The organism is Mesorhizobium sp. M6A.T.Cr.TU.014.01.1.1, assembly GCF_004022765.1.
GTDB classification, from domain to species: domain Bacteria; phylum Pseudomonadota; class Alphaproteobacteria; order Rhizobiales; family Rhizobiaceae; genus Mesorhizobium; species Mesorhizobium mediterraneum.
Genome location: NZ_RZPG01000022.1, coordinates 79,189 through 97,417 on the forward strand (window position 1 = coordinate 79,189; position 18,229 = coordinate 97,417).

The 18,229-nt window shown below is 62.9% G+C and carries 16 protein-coding genes; 15 read left to right on the plus strand and 1 reads right to left on the minus strand.

Features of this window, described 5'->3' with window-relative positions:
- Window positions 1-7 precede the first annotated feature (7 nt).
- From nuoG to EN885_RS23455, 15 genes are all read left to right on the plus strand, one after another.
- Window positions 8-2,089 carry an NADH-quinone oxidoreductase subunit NuoG gene (nuoG, locus tag EN885_RS23385; protein WP_128244038.1) on the plus strand — a complete coding sequence of 694 codons (2,082 nt, stop codon included), beginning with the start codon at window positions 8-10 and terminating at the stop codon, window positions 2,087-2,089.
- A gap of 2 nt (window positions 2,090-2,091) precedes the next feature.
- The gene (gene nuoH / locus EN885_RS23390) at window positions 2,092-3,135 is read left to right on the plus strand and encodes an NADH-quinone oxidoreductase subunit NuoH (protein ID WP_095483491.1); all 1,044 of its coding nucleotides are present in this window, start codon (window positions 2,092-2,094) and stop codon (window positions 3,133-3,135) included.
- Window positions 3,135-3,626, plus strand: a complete 492-nt coding sequence (gene nuoI, locus EN885_RS23395; RefSeq protein ID WP_095483441.1) for an NADH-quinone oxidoreductase subunit NuoI — start codon at window positions 3,135-3,137, stop codon at window positions 3,624-3,626. Before nuoH ends, nuoI begins: the two co-directional genes overlap by 1 nt.
- 232 nt (window positions 3,627-3,858) lie before the next feature.
- Window positions 3,859-4,479, plus strand: coding sequence for an NADH-quinone oxidoreductase subunit J (locus EN885_RS23400; protein WP_128244037.1), 621 nt, complete (start codon window positions 3,859-3,861; stop codon window positions 4,477-4,479).
- A gap of 1 nt (window position 4,480) precedes the next feature.
- The gene (gene nuoK / locus EN885_RS23405) at window positions 4,481-4,789 is read left to right on the plus strand and encodes an NADH-quinone oxidoreductase subunit NuoK (protein WP_095483443.1); all 309 of its coding nucleotides are present in this window, start codon (window positions 4,481-4,483) and stop codon (window positions 4,787-4,789) included.
- Window positions 4,790-4,800: 11 nt separating this feature from the next.
- Window positions 4,801-6,774, plus strand: coding sequence for an NADH-quinone oxidoreductase subunit L (gene nuoL / locus EN885_RS23410; RefSeq protein ID WP_128244036.1), 1,974 nt, complete (start codon window positions 4,801-4,803; stop codon window positions 6,772-6,774).
- Complete coding sequence (locus EN885_RS23415) at window positions 6,774-8,279, plus strand: NADH-quinone oxidoreductase subunit M (RefSeq protein WP_127204824.1); 1,506 nt, start codon at window positions 6,774-6,776, stop codon at window positions 8,277-8,279. Before nuoL ends, EN885_RS23415 begins: the two co-directional genes overlap by 1 nt.
- An 18-nt stretch (window positions 8,280-8,297) precedes the next feature.
- Window positions 8,298-9,734 carry an NADH-quinone oxidoreductase subunit NuoN gene (nuoN, locus tag EN885_RS23420; protein WP_095483446.1) on the plus strand — a complete coding sequence of 479 codons (1,437 nt, stop codon included), beginning with the start codon at window positions 8,298-8,300 and terminating at the stop codon, window positions 9,732-9,734.
- Window positions 9,735-9,738: 4 nt separating this feature from the next.
- Window positions 9,739-10,560, plus strand: a complete 822-nt coding sequence (locus EN885_RS23425; RefSeq protein WP_126106065.1) for a biotin--[acetyl-CoA-carboxylase] ligase — start codon at window positions 9,739-9,741, stop codon at window positions 10,558-10,560.
- 50 nt (window positions 10,561-10,610) lie between these two features.
- Complete coding sequence (locus EN885_RS23430) at window positions 10,611-12,281, plus strand: ribonuclease J (RefSeq protein ID WP_128244035.1); 1,671 nt, start codon at window positions 10,611-10,613, stop codon at window positions 12,279-12,281.
- Window positions 12,282-12,422: 141 nt separating this feature from the next.
- Window positions 12,423-12,827, plus strand: coding sequence for a methylmalonyl-CoA epimerase (gene mce / locus EN885_RS23435; RefSeq protein ID WP_095483449.1), 405 nt, complete (start codon window positions 12,423-12,425; stop codon window positions 12,825-12,827).
- Entirely contained in the window at window positions 12,824-13,108 is a 285-nt protein-coding gene (locus EN885_RS23440) for a DUF1467 family protein (protein ID WP_095483450.1), read from the plus strand. Before mce ends, EN885_RS23440 begins: the two co-directional genes overlap by 4 nt.
- Window positions 13,109-13,736: 628 nt before the next feature.
- Window positions 13,737-15,065 (plus strand): proline--tRNA ligase, encoded by a 1,329-nt coding sequence (gene proS, locus EN885_RS23445; RefSeq protein ID WP_128244034.1) that lies wholly within the window; start codon window positions 13,737-13,739, stop codon window positions 15,063-15,065.
- Window positions 15,062-16,348 (plus strand): lipoprotein-releasing ABC transporter permease subunit, encoded by a 1,287-nt coding sequence (locus EN885_RS23450; RefSeq protein WP_126106069.1) that lies wholly within the window; start codon window positions 15,062-15,064, stop codon window positions 16,346-16,348. The genes proS and EN885_RS23450 overlap by 4 nt, the downstream gene beginning before the upstream one ends.
- Window positions 16,345-17,028, plus strand: a complete 684-nt coding sequence (locus EN885_RS23455) for an ABC transporter ATP-binding protein (protein ID WP_185928275.1) — start codon at window positions 16,345-16,347, stop codon at window positions 17,026-17,028. The genes EN885_RS23450 and EN885_RS23455 overlap by 4 nt, the downstream gene beginning before the upstream one ends.
- A gap of 399 nt (window positions 17,029-17,427) precedes the next feature.
- Here the strand turns inward: EN885_RS23455 and lipB are convergent, their stop codons facing one another.
- Window positions 17,428-18,171: a lipoyl(octanoyl) transferase LipB gene (gene lipB / locus EN885_RS23460; protein ID WP_128244033.1), complete on the minus strand. Its 744-nt coding sequence runs from the start codon at window positions 18,169-18,171 to the stop codon at window positions 17,428-17,430.
- Window positions 18,172-18,229: the final 58 nt, after the last annotated feature.

Below are 18,229 nucleotides of genomic sequence, written 5' to 3' on the forward strand. Positions count from 1 at the left end.
AGACGACATGGCAAAGCTCAAGGTCGACGGGAAAGAGATTACTGTACCCGACCACTACACGCTGCTGCAGGCGGCCGAGGACGCCGGCGCGGAAGTGCCGCGCTTCTGCTTCCATGAGCGGCTGTCGATCGCCGGCAATTGCCGCATGTGCCTGATCGAGGTGAAGGGCGGGCCGCCCAAGCCGCAGGCATCCTGTGCCATGGGCGTGCGCGACCTGCGCCCCGGCCCGAATGGCGAAACGCCGGAAATCTTCACCAACACGCCGATGGTCAAGAAGGCCAGGGAAGGCGTGATGGAATTCCTGCTGATCAACCATCCGCTGGATTGCCCGATCTGCGACCAGGGCGGCGAGTGCGACCTGCAAGACCAGGCGATGGCGTTCGGCGTCGATTCCTCGCGCTATCACGAGAACAAGCGGGCGGTCGAAGACAAATATATCGGGCCGCTGGTCAAGACGATCATGAACCGCTGCATCCATTGCACGCGCTGCGTCCGCTTCACCACGGAGATAGCCGGCATTTCCGAGCTCGGCCTGATCGGCCGCGGCGAGGACGCCGAGATCACCACCTATCTCGAAAGCGCGATGACCTCGGAACTGCAGGGCAACGTCATCGACCTTTGCCCGGTCGGTGCGCTGACCTCCAAACCCTACGCCTTCCAGGCGCGGCCATGGGAGCTGACCAAGACCGAATCCATCGATGTAATGGATGCCGTCGGCTCGGCGATCCGCGTCGATTCCAGAGGCCGCGAGGTGATGCGCATCCTGCCGCGCACCAACGAGGCGGTGAACGAGGAGTGGATTTCCGACAAGACCCGTTTCATCTGGGACGGCTTGCGCACGCAGCGCCTCGACCGGCCATACGCACGCAAGGACGGCAAGCTGGCCCCGGCGAGCTGGGCCGAGGCTTTTTCCGCAATCAAGGAAGCGGTGTCGAACGCTGCACCCGACAAGATCGGCGCCATTGCTGGCGATCTCGCCGCCGTCGAGGAGATCTATGCGCTGAAGCTGCTGATGGCCTCGCTCGGCTCGAAGAACACCGACTGCCGCCAGGATGGCGCGGCGCTCGATCCGTCGCTCGGCCGGGCAAGCTATATCTTCAACCCGACCATCGAGGGCATCGAGCAGGCCGACGCGGTGCTGATCATCGGCGCCAATCCGCGCTTCGAGGCGTCCTTGCTCAACGCCCGCATCCGCAAGCGCTGGCGGGTTGGCAACCTACCGGTCGGCGTCATCGGCGATGTCGGCGACACGCGCTACGACTACGAGCAGCTCGGCGCCGGACCGGAATCGCTGAAGGATCTGGCCGACGGCAATGGCAAGTTCTTCCAGGTGCTGAAGAAAGCGACGCACCCGCTGATCATAGTCGGCCAAGGCGCGCTGGCGCGCTCGGATGGCGCGGCCGTGCTCGGCCAGGCGGCCAAGCTTGCCATCGCCGTCAATGCCTCGAGAGCCGACTGGAACGGCTTTGCGGTGCTGCACACTGCCGCGGGCCGGGTCGGCGGTCTCGATGTCGGCTTCGTGCCGGGCGAGGGCGGCAAGAACGTCGCCGGCATGCTGGGCGACACGGACGTGCTGTTCCTGCTCGGCGCCGACGAGATCGACATGGCCAAGACCGGCGGCGCCTTCGTCGTCTATATCGGCACGCATGGCGACCAGGGCGCGCACCGCGCCGACGTCATCCTGCCGGGCGCCGCCTATACCGAAAAGTCGGGCACCTACGTCAACACCGAGGGCCGCGTGCAGCAGACCAACCGTGCCGGCTTCGCGCCAGGCGATGCGCGCGAGGACTGGGCGATCCTGCGGGCGCTGTCGGATGTGCTGGGCAAGAAGCTGCCGTTCGATTCGCTGCCGCAGCTTCGCGCAAAACTCTATTCTGAATACCCGCATCTGGCCCGCATCGATCAAGTCGCGGCCGGCAACGCCGATGATATCGCCGGGGTGGCGAAGCTTGGCGGGCGGCTGAGCAAGGGTACCTTCACCTCGCCGGTCAAGGATTTCTACCTGACCAACCCGATCGCGCGGGCTTCCGCCGTGATGGCGGAATGCTCGGCGCTGGCGAAAAACGGCTTCAGGCAGGCGGCGGAATAAGCATGGACACCTTCTTCTCCTTTTACGTGCTGCCGGCGCTGATCATCCTGTTGAAGTCGGTCGTGCTGATCGTCGTGCTGTTGATCTTCGTCGCCTACATCCTGTACGCGGACCGCAAAATCTGGGCGGCGGTGCAGTTGCGCCGTGGCCCGAACGTCGTCGGCCCATGGGGCACGCTGCAGGCTTTCGCCGACCTTCTGAAGTTCGTGTTCAAGGAGCCGGTGATTCCGTCCGGCGCCAACAAGGGCGTTTTTCTCCTGGCGCCGCTGGTGTCGGCTGTGCTGGCGATCTCGGCCTGGGCGGTCATCCCGGTCAACGAGGGCTGGGCGATCGCCAACGTCAATGTCGGCATCCTCTATGTCTTCGCCATCTCCTCGCTCGAGGTCTATGGCGTGATCATGGGCGGCTGGGCGTCCAACTCGAAATATCCGTTCCTCGGCGCGCTGCGCTCGGCGGCACAGATGGTGTCCTACGAAGTCTCGATCGGCTTTGTCATCGTCACCGTGCTGCTTTGCGTCGGCTCGCTCAACCTGTCCGATATCGTGCTGTCGCAGCAGGATGGGCTGGGGACGCGGGTTGGCCTGCCCAACACCTTCCTTGACTGGCATTGGCTGTCGCTGTTCCCGATGTTCGTCATCTTCTTCATCTCGGCGCTGGCCGAGACGAACCGCCCGCCCTTCGACCTTGTGGAAGCCGAATCGGAACTCGTCGCCGGCCATATGGTCGAATATTCGTCGACGCCGTTCCTGCTGTTCTTCCTCGGCGAATATGTCGCCATCGTGCTGATGTGCGCGCTGGCCACCATCCTGTTCCTCGGCGGCTGGCTGCCGCCCTTCGACTTCGCTCCCTTCACCTGGGTGCCGGGTCTGATCTGGTTCGTGCTCAAGGTCTGCCTGGTGTTCTTCATGATCTCGATGGTCAAGGCCTTCGTGCCGCGCTACCGCTACGACCAGCTGATGCGGCTCGGCTGGAAGGTCTTCCTGCCGATCTCGCTGGCGATGGTGGTGATTGTCGCCGCGTTTCTCAAGATCACGGGGTTTGCGTGATGTCCGCTCTAGCCCAAGCCGCCAAGTCGCTGCTCCTGCAGGATTTCGTCAGCGCCTTCTTCCTGTCGATGCGCCAGTTCTTCGCGCCGAAGGAAACGATCAACTATCCGCACGAGAAGGGGCCGGTGAGCCCGCGCTTCCGCGGCGAGCATGCGCTGCGCCGCTATCCGAACGGCGAGGAACGCTGCATCGCTTGCAAATTGTGCGAGGCGATCTGCCCGGCGCAGGCCATCACTATCGAGGCCGGCCCGCGCCGCAATGACGGCACGCGCCGCACCGTGCGCTACGACATCGATATGGTGAAGTGCATCTATTGCGGCTTCTGCCAGGAGGCCTGCCCGGTCGACGCCATTGTCGAGGGGCCGAATTTCGAATTCGCGACCGAGACGCGCGAGGAACTTTATTACGACAAGGATAAGCTGCTGGCCAATGGCGACCGCTGGGAGCGCGAACTGGCGCGCAACCTCTCGCTGGATGCGCCGTACCGCTGACATTTGACGCATGGACGGGGCGAGCGGCCTCGTTCAGAGGATGATCCCGAAAAGTTGCAGACTTTTCGGACAAGATCCTCCTCCGGAATTGAAAGTGTCGCATGTTTTCTTTCGATCCGGGTCTTTCAACCCGATCGAAACATGCGATAGGAACACGAAACTTGCGACCGGAGGCGGTGGCAAACATCGAACAGGACGAGCGTCCTGTTTGGACAGAAACCCGGGGGAACCCATGCTGAACGGACTAGAGGCGGCCTTTTTCTACCTCTTCGCCTTTGTCGCGGTGGCGTCGGCGTTCATGGTCATTTCGGCGCGCAATCCCGTGCATTCGGTGCTGTTCCTGATCCTGACCTTCTTCAACGCCGCCGGCCTGTTCATGCTGACCGGCGCCGAGTTCCTGGCGATGATCCTGCTCGTCGTCTATGTCGGCGCGGTCATGGTGCTGTTCCTGTTCGTCGTCATGATGCTCGACGTCGATTTCGCCGAAATGAAGGAAGGCGCCCTGCAATACGCGCCGATCGGCGCGCTGGTCGGGCTGATCCTGGCGGCGGAGCTGATCGTCGTGCTCGGCGGCTACACGTTCGCGCCGCAGCTGGCCGCGACGGTTTCGAAGCCCATTCCGGACCTTGCCGTGCGCTCGAACACGGCAGCGCTCGGCGACATCCTCTACACGGACTACCTCTACTATTTCCAGATCGCAGGCCTTGTGCTGCTGGTCGCCATGATCGGCGCCATCGTGCTGACGCTGCGTCACAAGCCGGGCGTCAAGCGGCAGTCGATATCAGCCCAGGTCGGCCGCACGCCGGCGACTGGAATGGAAATCCGCAAGGTCAAGACGGGCGAAGGAATCTGAGATGACCGTCGGCATCGCACACTTTCTGACCGTATCGGCAATCCTGTTCACGCTCGGCGTGTTCGGCATTTTCCTCAACCGCAGGAACATCATCGTCATCCTGATGTCGATCGAGTTGATCTTGCTCGCGGTCAACATCAATTTCGTCGCCTTCTCGGCAGCGCTCGGCGATCTCGTCGGACAGGTATTCGCGTTGTTCGTGCTGACGGTCGCAGCGGCTGAAGCCGCGATCGGCCTCGCCATTCTCGTCGTCTTCTTCCGCAACCGCGGTTCGATCGCGGTCGAAGACGTGAACATGATGAAGGGTTGACGGAAACCACCATGTATCAGGCCATCGTCTTCCTTCCGCTGCTCGGCTTCCTGATCGTCGGCCTGTTCGGCACGTCGCTCGGCGCCAAGGCGTCCGAATACATCACCTCCGGCTTCCTGGTGATATCAGCCGTGCTGTCGTGGGTCGCCTTCTTCTCGGTCGGCTTCGGCGAGGGCGAGGTGTTCACCGTGCCGGTGATGCGCTGGATCCAGTCGGGTGGGTTAGAGGCCGCATGGGCGCTACGCATCGATACACTGACGGTGGTGATGCTGGTCGTGGTCAACACGGTGTCGGCGCTGGTCCACATCTACTCGATCGGCTACATGCATCACGACCCGAACCGGCCGCGCTTCTTCGCCTATCTGTCGCTGTTCACCTTCGCCATGCTGATGCTGGTAACGGCCGACAACCTCGTGCAGATGTTCTTTGGCTGGGAAGGCGTCGGCCTCGCTTCCTACCTGCTGATCGGCTTCTGGTACAAGAAGCCGTCGGCCAATGCCGCCGCGATCAAGGCCTTCGTCGTCAATCGCATCGGCGATTTCGGCTTTGCGCTCGGCATCTTCGGCGTGTTCGTGCTGTTCGGCTCGGTCAATCTCGGCACCATCTTCGCCAATGCGGCGACGTTCATTCCGGCCGAAGGCGCACCTCAAGGTGCTGCCGTGCTGACCTTCCTCGGCTATGCGCTCGACAAGCAGGCTGCGATGACCGTCGTCTGCCTGCTTTTGTTCATGGGTGCCATGGGCAAGTCGGCACAGGTGCCGTTGCACACCTGGCTGCCGGACGCCATGGAAGGCCCGACGCCGGTCTCGGCACTCATCCATGCCGCCACCATGGTGACGGCCGGCGTGTTCATGCTGGCGCGGCTGTCGCCGCTGTTCGAACTGTCGCATTCGGCGCTGATCGTGGTCACCTTCATCGGCGCCTTCACCGCCTTCTTCGCGGCGACCGTCGGCCTCGTCCAGAACGACATCAAGCGCGTCATCGCCTATTCGACCTGCTCGCAGCTCGGCTACATGTTCGTGGCGCTCGGCGTCGGCGCCTATGGCGCGGCGATCTTCCATCTGTTCACGCATGCCTTCTTCAAGGCGCTGCTGTTCCTCGGCTCGGGCTCGGTGATCCACGCCGTCTCCGACGAGCAGGACATGCGCAGGATGGGCGGGCTCAGGACGCTCATTCCGAAGACCTACTGGATGATGGTGATCGGCACGCTGGCGCTGACCGGCGTCGGCATTCCGGTCACGGTCATCGGCACCGCCGGCTTCTTCTCCAAGGACGCGATCATCGAAAGCGCCTTTGCCGCGCACAATCCGGTCGCCGGCCTTGCCTTCGTGCTGCTGGTCGTCGCCGCCTGCTTCACCAGCTTCTATTCCTGGCGGCTGATCTTCATGACCTTCCACGGCCAGCCGCGGGCGAGCCATGAGGTGATGCACCATGTCCATGAATCGCCGCCGGTCATGCTGGTGCCGCTGTTCATCCTGGCGGTGGGCGCGCTGTTCGCCGGCGTGATCTTCCATGGCGCCTTCATCGGCGAGGGCTATGCCGAGTTCTGGAAGGCGTCGCTGTTCACGCTGCCGGAAAACCACATCCTGCACGACATGCACGAAGTGCCGCTGTGGGTGAAGCTGGCGCCGTTCGTCGCCATGCTGATCGGCTTTGCGATTGCCTGGCAATTCTACATCCGCGCGCCGGAGATGCCGAAGAACCTGGCGGCGCAGCATCGCGGGCTCTACACCTTCCTGCTCAACAAGTGGTATTTCGACGAACTCTACGACTTCCTGTTCGTGCGGCCGGCAAAACGCCTGGGCCATTTCCTATGGAAGACCGGCGACGGCACCGTCATCGACGGGCTCGGTCCGGACGGCATTTCGGCACGCGTCGTCGACGTCACCAACCGCGTCGTCAAGCTGCAGACCGGCTACCTCTATCACTACGCCTTCGCCATGCTGATCGGCGTTGCCGCACTCGTCACCTGGATGATGCTCTGATGACCGCCTGGCCGATCCTGTCGCTGGTCACCTTCCTGCCGCTGGTTGGTGTGCTGCTCATCCTGTTCGTCCGCGACGACAGCGAAAATGCACGTCGCAACATCCGCGCCATCGCGCTGTTGACGACGACGTTCACCTTCGTGATTTCGCTGTTCATCTGGACCGGCTTCGACAATTCGGAGCCTGGCTTCCAGTTCGTCGAGAAGTTTGCCTGGCTGGATTCCGGCATCTCCTACCATATGGGCGTCGACGGCATTTCCATGCTGTTCGTCATCCTGACCACCTTCCTGATGCCGCTCTGCATCCTGGCTTCGTGGGAATCGATCGAGAAGCGCGTCAAGGCCTACATGATCGCCTTCCTGTTGCTGGAGACGCTGATGATCGGCGTGTTCTGCGCGCTGGACATCGTTTTGTTCTACGTCTTCTTCGAAGCCGGCCTGATCCCGATGTTCATCATCATCGGCGTGTGGGGCGGCAAGCGGCGCGTCTACGCCTCGTTCAAGTTCTTCCTCTACACGCTGGCCGGTTCGGTGCTGATGCTGCTCGCCATCATGGCGATGTTCTTCCAGTCCGGCACCACCGACATTCCGACGCTTCTGACGCACAATTTCCCGGCCACCATGCAGACCTGGCTATGGCTCGCCTTCTTCGCGTCCTTCGCCGTGAAGATGCCGATGTGGCCGGTGCACACCTGGCTGCCGGACGCCCATGTCGAGGCGCCGACCGCCGGTTCGGTGATCCTGGCCGCCATCCTGCTGAAGATGGGCGGATATGGCTTCCTGCGGTTCTCGCTGCCGATGTTTCCGATCGCCTCGGAGATGTTTGCGCCGCTGGTCTTCGCGCTGTCCGTCGTCGCCATCATCTACACTTCGCTGGTGGCGCTGATGCAGGAGGACATGAAGAAGCTGATCGCCTATTCGTCGGTCGCCCATATGGGCTTCGTCACCATGGGCATCTTCGCGATGAACCAGGAAGGCGTCCAGGGGGCGATCTTCCAGATGCTGTCGCACGGCCTGGTCTCCGGCGCGCTGTTCCTCTGTGTCGGCGTCATCTACGACCGCATGCACACACGCGACATCGACGCCTATGGCGGGCTGGTCAACAACATGCCGAAATACGCCACCGTGTTCATGATCTTCACCATGGCCAATGTCGGCCTGCCCGGCACCAGCGGCTTCGTTGGCGAATTCCTGACCATGCTCGGCGTGTTCCGGGTCAACACCTGGGTGGCGTTCTTCGCCGCCACCGGCGTCGTCCTGTCGGCGGCCTATGCCCTCTGGCTTTATCGCCGGGTGATCTTCGGCGCGCTGACCAAGGACAGCTTGAAAAACCTGCTTGACCTGTCGGCGCGCGAGAAGGTGATCATCTATCCGCTGGTCGTGCTGGTCATCTTCTTCGGCGTCTACCCGGCGCCGGTCTTCGACGCGACGGCCGAATCGGTCAAGGCGCTCGTCACCAATGTCACCGCATCCATCAACACCGCGCAGACCGCGGCGGCGAACTGACTGAGAGGTTTGCGAACCATGACGCCGGACCTTCTCTCCAGCCTGTCGCTCTCGACACCAGAGCTGATCCTTGCCATCGGCGCCCTGGCGCTCCTGATGCTCGGCGCCTATTCGCGCGCCAACACCACCACAACGGTGAGCGGCCTTGCCGTCGCCGTCCTGGTGGTTGCCGGCGTCTGGACGATCTTTTCCACCGGGCAGGGCTACGCCTACGGCGAAGCCTTCGTCCAGGATCCCTTCGCCCGCTTCATGAAGGTGCTGGCGCTGATCGGGTCGGCGGTGACACTGGTCATGTCGATGCGCTTCGCCAAGGCGGAGCATTTCGACAAGTTCGAATATCCGGTGCTGATCCTGCTGTGCACGCTCGGCATGATGCTGATGATCTCGGCCAACGGCATGATCGGGCTTTATCTCGGCCTCGAATTGCAGTCGCTGGCGATCTACGTGCTGGCGGCGATCAACCGGGACAATCTGCGCTCGACCGAGGCGGGGTTGAAGTATTTCGTTCTCGGCGCGCTGTCGTCGGGCATGCTGCTTTACGGCATCAGCCTCGTCTATGGCTACACCGGCAACACCGGGTTCCAGGAAATCGCCACGGCGTTGGGCGGCGGCGAGCGGCAGCTTGGCCTCGTCTTCGGCCTGGTCTTCGTGCTGGCCGGCCTCGCCTTCAAGATATCGGCGGTGCCGTTCCACATGTGGACGCCCGACGTCTATGAAGGCGCGCCGACGCCGGTGACGGCCTTCCTCGCTGCCGCGCCGAAGATGGCGGCGATGGCGCTGATCGTGCGCGTCACCATGGGCGCGTTCAAGCCGATCGCCGCCGACTGGCAGCAGATCATCGTCTTCATCTCGATCGCCTCGATGGCGCTGGGCGCCTTCGCGGCCATCGGCCAGACCAACATCAAGCGGCTGATGGCCTATTCCTCCATCGGCCATATGGGCTACGCGCTGGTTGGCCTCGCCGCCAACAGCCAGGCCGGCGTGCGCGGCGTCGCCATCTATATGCTGATCTATCTGGTGATGACGCTCGGCACCTTCGCCTTCATCCTCGCCATGCGGCGCAAGGAAGGCAATGTCGAGCAGATCAGCGATCTCGCCGGCCTGTCGTCGACCAATCCGATCATGGCGACGATCCTGACCATCCTGATGTTCTCTCTGGCCGGCATCCCGCCGCTCGCCGGCTTCTGGGGGAAGTGGTACGTGTTCCTCGCCGCCATCAACGCCAACCTCTACGCACTGGCGATCATCGGCGTGCTGGCCTCGGTGGTGGGCGCCTATTATTATCTGCGCATCATCAAGATCATGTGGTTCGACGAACCGGTCGGCGGCTTTGTGCCGATGGCGACCGAGCTTCGCGTCGTGCTCGGCGTCTGCGGCGCCTTCGTGCTGTTCTACGTGCTGATCGGCGGGCCGATCGGCACCTATGCCGAAGCCGCCGCCAAGACATTTTTCTGACGCGATGGCATTTCGGCTGGCTCCAACAGCGGCCTCGGAAGGGTTCCGGCTCGAGGCACATGACACGGTCGGTTCCACCAATGCGCTGGCGCTGGATCGTGCGCGGGCCGGGGACCCGGGAAAGCTCTGGGTCGTTTCAAAAAAACAGGAAAGCGGGCGTGGCCGGCGCGGCCGGGTGTGGGCGACGCCCGAGGGCAATCTTGCGGCGACGCTGCTGGTGGTCACCAATGCCGAGCTTCGTCTCGCTGCGACGCTCGGCTTCGTCGCCGGGCTGGCGCTGGCCGATGCGCTCGATGCCGTCATGCCGAAGGGCAAGATCGCAATCGGCCTCGACGGCGGCAGCGATGGGAAGAACCGTTTCGAGCTCAAATGGCCGAACGATGTGCTCGCCTCCGGCGCCAAGCTTGCCGGCATCCTGCTGGAATCGGCGATACTCGAAGGCGATCGCTTCGCGGTGGCGGTGGGCATCGGCGTCAATGTTGTGGCTTATCCCGAAGATTTGCCTTATCCGGCGACATCGCTCAGCGCGCTGGGTGCTGCTTGCGATGCCGAGACCTTGTTTCTGGCGCTGTCGGATGCCTGGAGCGAGAATGCGCGGCTGTGGAATGAGGGGCGCGGGCTTTCCGCCGTCAGGCAGCGCTGGCTGGCGCGCGCGGCAGGGCTTGGCGGGCAGGTTGCTGTCAGAATTGACGGTAATGTGGTGCGCGGCACGTTCGAGACCATTGACGAGGACTGCCGTTTCGTGATCCGCGACGATGAGGGTTCGGTTCTGACGATCGCCGCCGGCGATGTGCATTTTGGCGCGGTCGCGTCGGCTCAGGTTTGACGGGCCCAAATTAGACGGGCCTGGTTTGACCGGCCAGGAAAGGAAAGATCATGGCGAAAGCTGAAAACGCCGAACTCGTCTTCGTGCCGCTCGGCGGCGTCGGCGAGATCGGCATGAACTTCGCCCTCTATGGCTACGGCCCGGCCAATGCGCGCGAATGGATTGTCGTCGATGTCGGCGTCACCTTTCCCGATGCCAGCCTGCCTGGCGTCGACCTGGTGCTGCCCGACACGCGCTTCATCGAGGAGAACATCGCCAATCTGCGCGGCATCGTCATCACGCACGCGCATGAGGACCATTACGGCGCGCTGCTCGACACATGGCCGAAGCTCAAGGCGCCGGTCTGGATGACGCCGTTCGGCGCCGGATTGCTGGAAGCCAAGCGGCAGGGCGAGCAAGGCGCACCGAAGATCCCGTTGACGATCTACCGGGCCGGCGAAAAATTCACTATCGGCCCGTTCGAGATCGAGGCTATTCCCGTCGCGCATTCTATTCCTGAACCGATGTCGCTGGCGATCACCTCGCCGGCCGGCACCGTCATCCACACCGGCGACTGGAAGATCGATCCGGCGCCGACGATCGGACCGATGACCGACGAGGCCCGCTTCCGCGCCTATGGCGACAAGGGCGTGCTGGCGCTGATCTGCGATTCCACCAATGCGTTGCGGGAAGGGGAGTCGCCATCGGAAGTGGCGGTAGGTGAGGGCCTCAGGGGCGTCATCCAGAGCGCCAAGGGCCGCGTCGCGGTCACCACTTTTTCCTCCAATGTCGGGCGCATCGTCTCCATTGCCAAGGCGGCTAGGGATGCCGGCCGCCAGTGCCTGGTGCTTGGCCGCTCGCTGAAACGCGTCATCGATGTTGCCGGTGAGCTCGGCTACATGGACGGGCTGCCCGAATTCATCGCCGAGGAGGATTTTGGCTTCATCCCGCGTGAAAACCTCGTCATCATCTGCACCGGCAGCCAGGGCGAGCCGCTTGCGGCACTGGCGAAACTGTCGCGCGACGAGATGAAATCGGTGTCGCTGACAGCAGGCGACACGGTGGTGTTTTCCTCGCGCACCATTCCCGGCAACGAGAAGGGGATTCTCGAGATCAAGAACCGCCTGATCGATCTCGGCATCAAGATCATCGAGGACGGCGATGCGCTGGTGCATGTCTCCGGCCATCCACGCCGCAGCGAGTTGCGCAAGATGTATGAATGGGTTCGGCCGCAGATCGGCGTCCCCGTGCATGGCGAGGCGGCGCATCTGGTGGCGCAGGGCTCGCTGATGTCGACGTCGGGCATCGGCCAGGTGGCGCAGGTGCGCGACGGCGACATGCTGCGGCTCTATCCAGGTGCTGCCACGATCATCGACCAGGTGCCGTTCGGCCGCATCTACAAGGACGGCAGGCTGATCGGCACCGACCAGGCAATGGGCATCCGCGACCGGCGCAAGCTGTCCTTTGCCGGCCATGTCGCGGTCAATGTCGTGCTCGACGACAAATATGAGCTCGCCGGCGATCCCGATCTGGTCGCCATCGGCGTCGCCGAGGCCGATGCGCGCGGCGAGAGCCTGGAAGACCTGATGATCGATGCGGCAATCGGCGCCGTGGACTCCATCCCCCGTCAGCGCCGAAAAGACCTCGACCTCGTGCAGGAGGCGGTGCGCCGCGCCGTCCGCGGCGCCGCCAACGAAGCCTGGGGCAAGAAGCCGCTGGTGACAGTGTTCGTCACGCGGTGACGAACAAGGGAATAGGGGAGTAGGGCAGTAAGGGAGTAGGGAAGTAGGAAGTAGGAGCGCAAACAATCTGCACTTCTAGATCCTGTCTTTCCCTACTGCCCTACTGCCCTACTCCCCTACTCCCCTAACCCGGGAGCACCTATGCTCGGACGCCTGAACCATGTCGCGCTTGCCGTGCCGGATCTTGCCGCGGCGACAGCGGCCTATCGCGACACGCTCGGCGCTCGGGTGACCGCACCGCAGGCGCTGCCGGAACATGGCGTGACGGTGGTGTTCGTCGATGTCGGCAACACCAAGATCGAATTGCTGGAGCCGCTCGGCGAGGGTTCGCCGATCGCGGCATTCCTCGAGAAGAACCCCTCGGGCGGCATGCATCATGTCTGTTATGAGGTTGACGACATTCTTGCCGCGCGTGATCACCTCAAGGCCAGCGGCGCCCGCGTCCTGGGCGACGGCAACCCGAAGACCGGCGCGCATGGCAAGCCGGTGCTGTTCCTGCATCCCAAGGATTTCTTCGGCACGCTGGTCGAACTGGAGCAAGCATGAGCTGGGTTTCGTTTATCGCTCTGTTCTTCATCACATGGTGGGTGGTGCTGTTCGCCGTCCTGCCGTTCAGCATGAGGACGCAGGACGAAGATCAGGACGTGACGCTGGGCACGGTACACAGCGCGCCGCGCGGGCCGCATATGCTGCGCGCCGTGCTGCGGACGACGATCGTCACGATGGTTCTTCTTGGCATCTTCTATGGCATCACGAGGGGGCTCGGCCTCGGCATCGACGATATCCCGCACATCGTGCCGGATTTTAGCCAGAGCCCCAAGAGTTAGCATAACCGGCGACGCACTATTCGTCGCCCTGAACGCGAGCGCCGATGGGGGCAAAACAAAGCCGGCTTCCGGATTTGTTTTGCTGCCGCGAGGGCGCCACGCGCTCCAAGGGATTAGTATTTACGCGCGTCAATTTCTTGCTTTAGCGGCCGCGCACCTTCGGGCGACACGTCTGGATAAAGCGATTTGGCAGTACGTCGTGCTAACCAAATGATTGCACAAAAAAAATGCAAGGCACAAGGCCTTGCAATTTAAACGCGTCCGATCTGTTTCCGGTGTCCGGCGGCAGCGAGTAACCGCGCCTAGATCGCATCCTCCCAAGACTTTGACCGCGTAGGAGGGCAGATTTCTTTCCGCCCTCTCGGTTATCGGGGCACATTAGACCAAGGCGGGTGAAAATGTCACGCAGAATTTTGCCTGGAAATAGGCAATCTCGTGCTGCACTGCACAATAGTGTGGCAAGCGTTGCTTGCGAAACGACCAGCAAGGCGGATGCGGCACTGCGGCACCCTTTGCGGCGCTTGGGGGGCGGGTTTCCATTCCGTCATGAAATGGCTATGAAGCCGGGGCAAGCAAGCCCAGCGCTGCGCCGATTCCGGTGCGGTAACTCTCTCTCACGGACCAGTCCATGCGTTTGTCGCGCTATTTCCTGCCTATCCTCAAAGAAAACCCGCGCGAGGCCGAAATCGTCTCGCACCGGCTGATGCTACGCGCCGGCATGATCCGCCAGCAGGGGCAAGGCAGTTTTTCCTGGCTGCCGCTCGGCAAAAGGGTGCTGGACAAGGTCTGCCGGATCATTCGCGAGGAGCAGAACCGCGCCGGCGCGCTCGAGATCCTGATGCCGACCATCCAGTCCGCCGAGCTGTGGCGCGAAAGCGGCCGCTATGACGATTATGGCAAGGAGATGCTGCGCATCAAGGACCGGCAAGATCGGGACATGCTCTATGGGCCGACCAACGAGGAGATGGTCACCGAGATTTTCCGCGCCTATGTGAAGTCGTACAAGGATCTGCCGCTCAATCTCTATCACATCCAGTGGAAGTTCCGCGACGAGGTGCGGCCGCGCTTCGGCGTCATGCGCAGCAGAGAGTTCCTGATGAAGGACGCCTATTCCTTCGATCTCGACTTCGAAAGCGCCAAGGCGGCCTATAACAGGATGTTCGTGTCCTACCTCAGGACGTTCACGCGCATGGGGCTGCAGGCGATCCCGATGCGTGCCGACACCGGGCCGATCGGCGGCGACCTCAGCCACGAATTCATCATCCTGGCCGACACCGGCGAGAGCCAGGTCTATTGCCATCGCGATTATCTCGCGCTTGATGTGCCGGGCGCGGACACGGACTTCTCCAACGATGCCGCGATCGGCGACATCGTCAAGACATGGACGACGCCCTACGCCGCGACCGACGAGATGCACGACGAGGCGGCGTGGGAGAAGGTTGCGACGACCGACCGTGTCTCGGCGCGCGGCATTGAGGTCGGCCACATCTTCCATTTCGGCGACAAATATTCGAAGCCGATGGGCGCCAAGGTGACCGGGCCCGACGGCAAGGATCATTTTGTCTCCGGAGGTTCCTACGGCATCGGCCCGACCCGGCTGGTCGCGGCGATCATCGAGGCCAGCCATGACGACAACGGCATCATCTGGCCGGAGGCGGTGGCGCCCTTCGACATCGGTCTGATCAATATGAAAGCCGGTGACGCCGAGTGCGACCGCGTCTGCGATGAGCTCCATGCGGCGTTTGTCGCCGCCGGCAAGGACGTGCTCTACGACGACACCGACCAGCGGCCGGGCGGCAAATTCGCCACCGCCGACCTGATCGGCCTGCCGTGGCAGGTGATCGTCGGGCCGCGCGGCGTGGCTGCCGGCGAGATCGAGATCAAGAACCGCAGGACCGGCGAGCGTGAGACGCTGCCGATCGCAGACGTGAAGAAGCGTTTCGGTTCTGCCGCATGAGCGAAGCCGCAGTAGCGAAACCCCCGGCCGCCGGACCTTTTTCCGTTTTCGAACGCATGGTCGCGTGGCGCTATCTGCGCTCGCGCCGCAAGGAGACGGTGATCTCCGTCATTGCCTCGATCTCCTTCCTCGGCATCATGCTGGGCGTCGCCACGCTTATCGTCGTGATGGCCGTCATGAACGGGTTTCGCGCCGAACTGTTGACGCGCATCCTCGGCGTCAATGGCCATCTGATCGTGCAGCCGCTTGACATGCCGCTGGAGGACTATGCGCAGGTTGCCGGCCGCATCAATGGCGTGCCCGGCGTCAAATACGCTATTCCGCTGATCGACGGGCAGGTGCTGGCGCAAGGCAATGTCGGCGGCGGGTCAGGAGCGCTGGTGCGCGGCATCCGCGGCGAGGATCTGGGCAAGATTTCGATCGTCGCCAACAATATCAAGCAGGGCTCGATCGCTGGCTTCGACACAAGCGAGGGCGTCGCCATCGGCAGCCGCATGGCCGAGAATCTCGGTCTTGTGCTCGGCGACACCATCACGCTGATCGCGCCCGACGGCGACGTGACGCCGCTCGGCACGACACCGCGCATGAAGGGCTACCCGGTCACGGCGATCTTCGAGGTCGGCATGTCGGAATATGACAGCTCCATCGTCTACATGCCGTTTTCGGAAGCGCAGCTCTATTTCAACATGGATGGCCGGGCCCAGACCATCGAGCTCTATGTCGACAATCCCGACAATGTCGACGCGCTGAAGCCGAAGATCGAGGAGGCGTCGCAGCGGCCGATCACCATGGTCGACTGGCGAGAACGCAACAGGACGTTCTTCGATGCGCTGCAAGTGGAGCGCAACGTCATGTTCATGATCCTGACGCTGATCGTGCTGGTGGCGGCGCTCAACATCATTTCGGGCCTGATCATGCTGGTGAAGGACAAGGGCCACGACATCGCCATCCTGCGCACCATGGGCGCCACGCGCGGCGCGATCCTGCGCATCTTCCTGATGACGGGCGCGGCGATCGGCGTGGTGGGCACCATCGCCGGCGTGCTGCTCGGCGTTGTAATCTGCCTGAACGTCGAGCGAATCCGCCAGTTCTTCTCCTGGTTGGCCGGCGAGAGGCTGTTCAATCCCGAGCTCTATTTCCTCAGCCAGCTGCCTGCCCGCATGGACGCCAGCGAGACGATCTCGGTGGTGCTCATGGCGCTGGTGCTGTCGTTCCTGGCGACGCTGTTTCCGGCATGGCGCGCGGCCAGGCTCGATCCCGTCGAAGCGCTGAGGTACGAATGATGGCCGAGGCCATTATCGAGCTGAAGAGCGTCGAGCGGCACTATGTCCAGGGCCCGCGCAAGCTGACGATCCTCAATGGCGCCGATTTTTCGCTGAAGCGCGGCGAGATCGTGGCGCTGGTGGCGCCGTCGGGCACCGGCAAATCGACGCTGTTGCACACCGCCGGACTGCTGGAGCGGCCAGACGCCGGCGACGTGATTCTGGCCGGCCGTGCCTGCGGGCGCCTTTCCGACGACGAGCGCACGGCGATCCGCCGCAACGATGTCGGCTTCGTCTATCAGTTCCATCACCTGCTGCCGGAGTTCACGGCGCTGGAAAACATCATGATGCCGCAGCTGATAAAAGGGCTGACGCGCAAGGAGGCTGCCGAGCGTTCGGCGCAACTGCTCGACTACATGCAGATCGGCAAGCGCGCGCAGCATCGCCCCTCGGAATTGTCCGGCGGCGAGCAACAGCGCGTCGCCATCGCGCGCGCCGTCGCCAATGCGCCGCTGGTGCTGCTGGCAGACGAGCCGACCGGCAACCTAGACCCGGTCACCGCCTCTTATGTGTTCGAGGCGCTGAGCGCGCTGGTCCGGCAATCGGGCCTGGCGGCGCTGATCGCCACCCACAATCACGAGCTTGCCTCGCGCATGGACCGTCGTGTCACGCTAGCCGACGGCAAGGTTGTTCCGCTTTAGGTGTATCGATATTCAGGTGATGCCGGCCTGACCTGAATCTCCACACTTGGCGACTGACTATCAGCATGCTGTCCGGCTGCATTTTCGCCACACGCAACCAGCGCCGAAAACGGCGGAAATCCGGCTCGCAACCTTTTCTTAACCCTGCCGAACTGAGCGCCCGGAATTTCGCGACACGCTCGGATTGCGGTCGTTGACATTCGAACAAAATTAGAACAAAATAAGAACATACTGAAAACAGGAGAGCGTTATGACCGGTCTTGTTCAGGATGTCGTGTCACTGGTGTGCATGAGCACGTTTCTCGTTTCCATGGCAATCTGGATCGGAGCGATGTGAGGCAGCGTGCCCCTTTTTTCACGGGGGGAGGGGCAGCGTCGGAGTTCGGTGGTTCAGCGCTGTCAGCCAGCCTTGCGGGCGGTTTCGACAATCAAAGGCGCCGCCGGTCCGAAGACATCCTCGAATGCGGATTTCAGCGCGAGATCGAGGTCGGCCATCCCCAGGGGAAGACCGAGATCGACAAGGCTGGTAACGCCGTGGTCCTGCACGCCGCACGGCACGATGCCGCTGAAGTGGCTGAGATCCGGCTCGACATTGATGGCGATGCCGTGAAAGCTCACCCAGCGCCTCAGCCTGATGCCGATGGCAGCGATCTTGTCCTCGGCCGGCGATCCGTCAGGCAGGGTGGGGCGATCCGGTCGCACCACCCAGACGCCGACGCGGTCCTCGCGCCGTTCGCCGAGCACGTTGAAGGCGGCGAGCGTGCCGATGATCCATTGTTCAAGTGCCGCGACGAAGGCGCGGACATCCTCGCGCCGCCGCTTCAGGTCGAGCATCACATAAGCGACCCGCTGGCCTGGCCCGTGATAGGTGTATTCGCCGCCGCGCCCGGCCGCGAACACCGGGAAACGGTCTGGCTCGATCAGGTCCTCGATGTGGGCGCTGGTGCCGGCGGTGTAGAGCGGCGGATGCTCGACCAGCCAGACCATCTCGCCGGCGGCGCCGCTTCGGATCGCTTCGGCACGCGCCTCCATCACGGCAAGCGCATCCGGATAGGCGGTGAGGCCGGGTTCGATCCGCCATTCGACCGGCGCCGAACCGGGCAGGGGCAGGAACGACGTGGCGATCTGGCTGCGTTCTGTCATGGCGTGTCTCGTCTAAAGCGCGCCGCGTTTGAAGGGAACCGTGGGCACGCTTTAGATT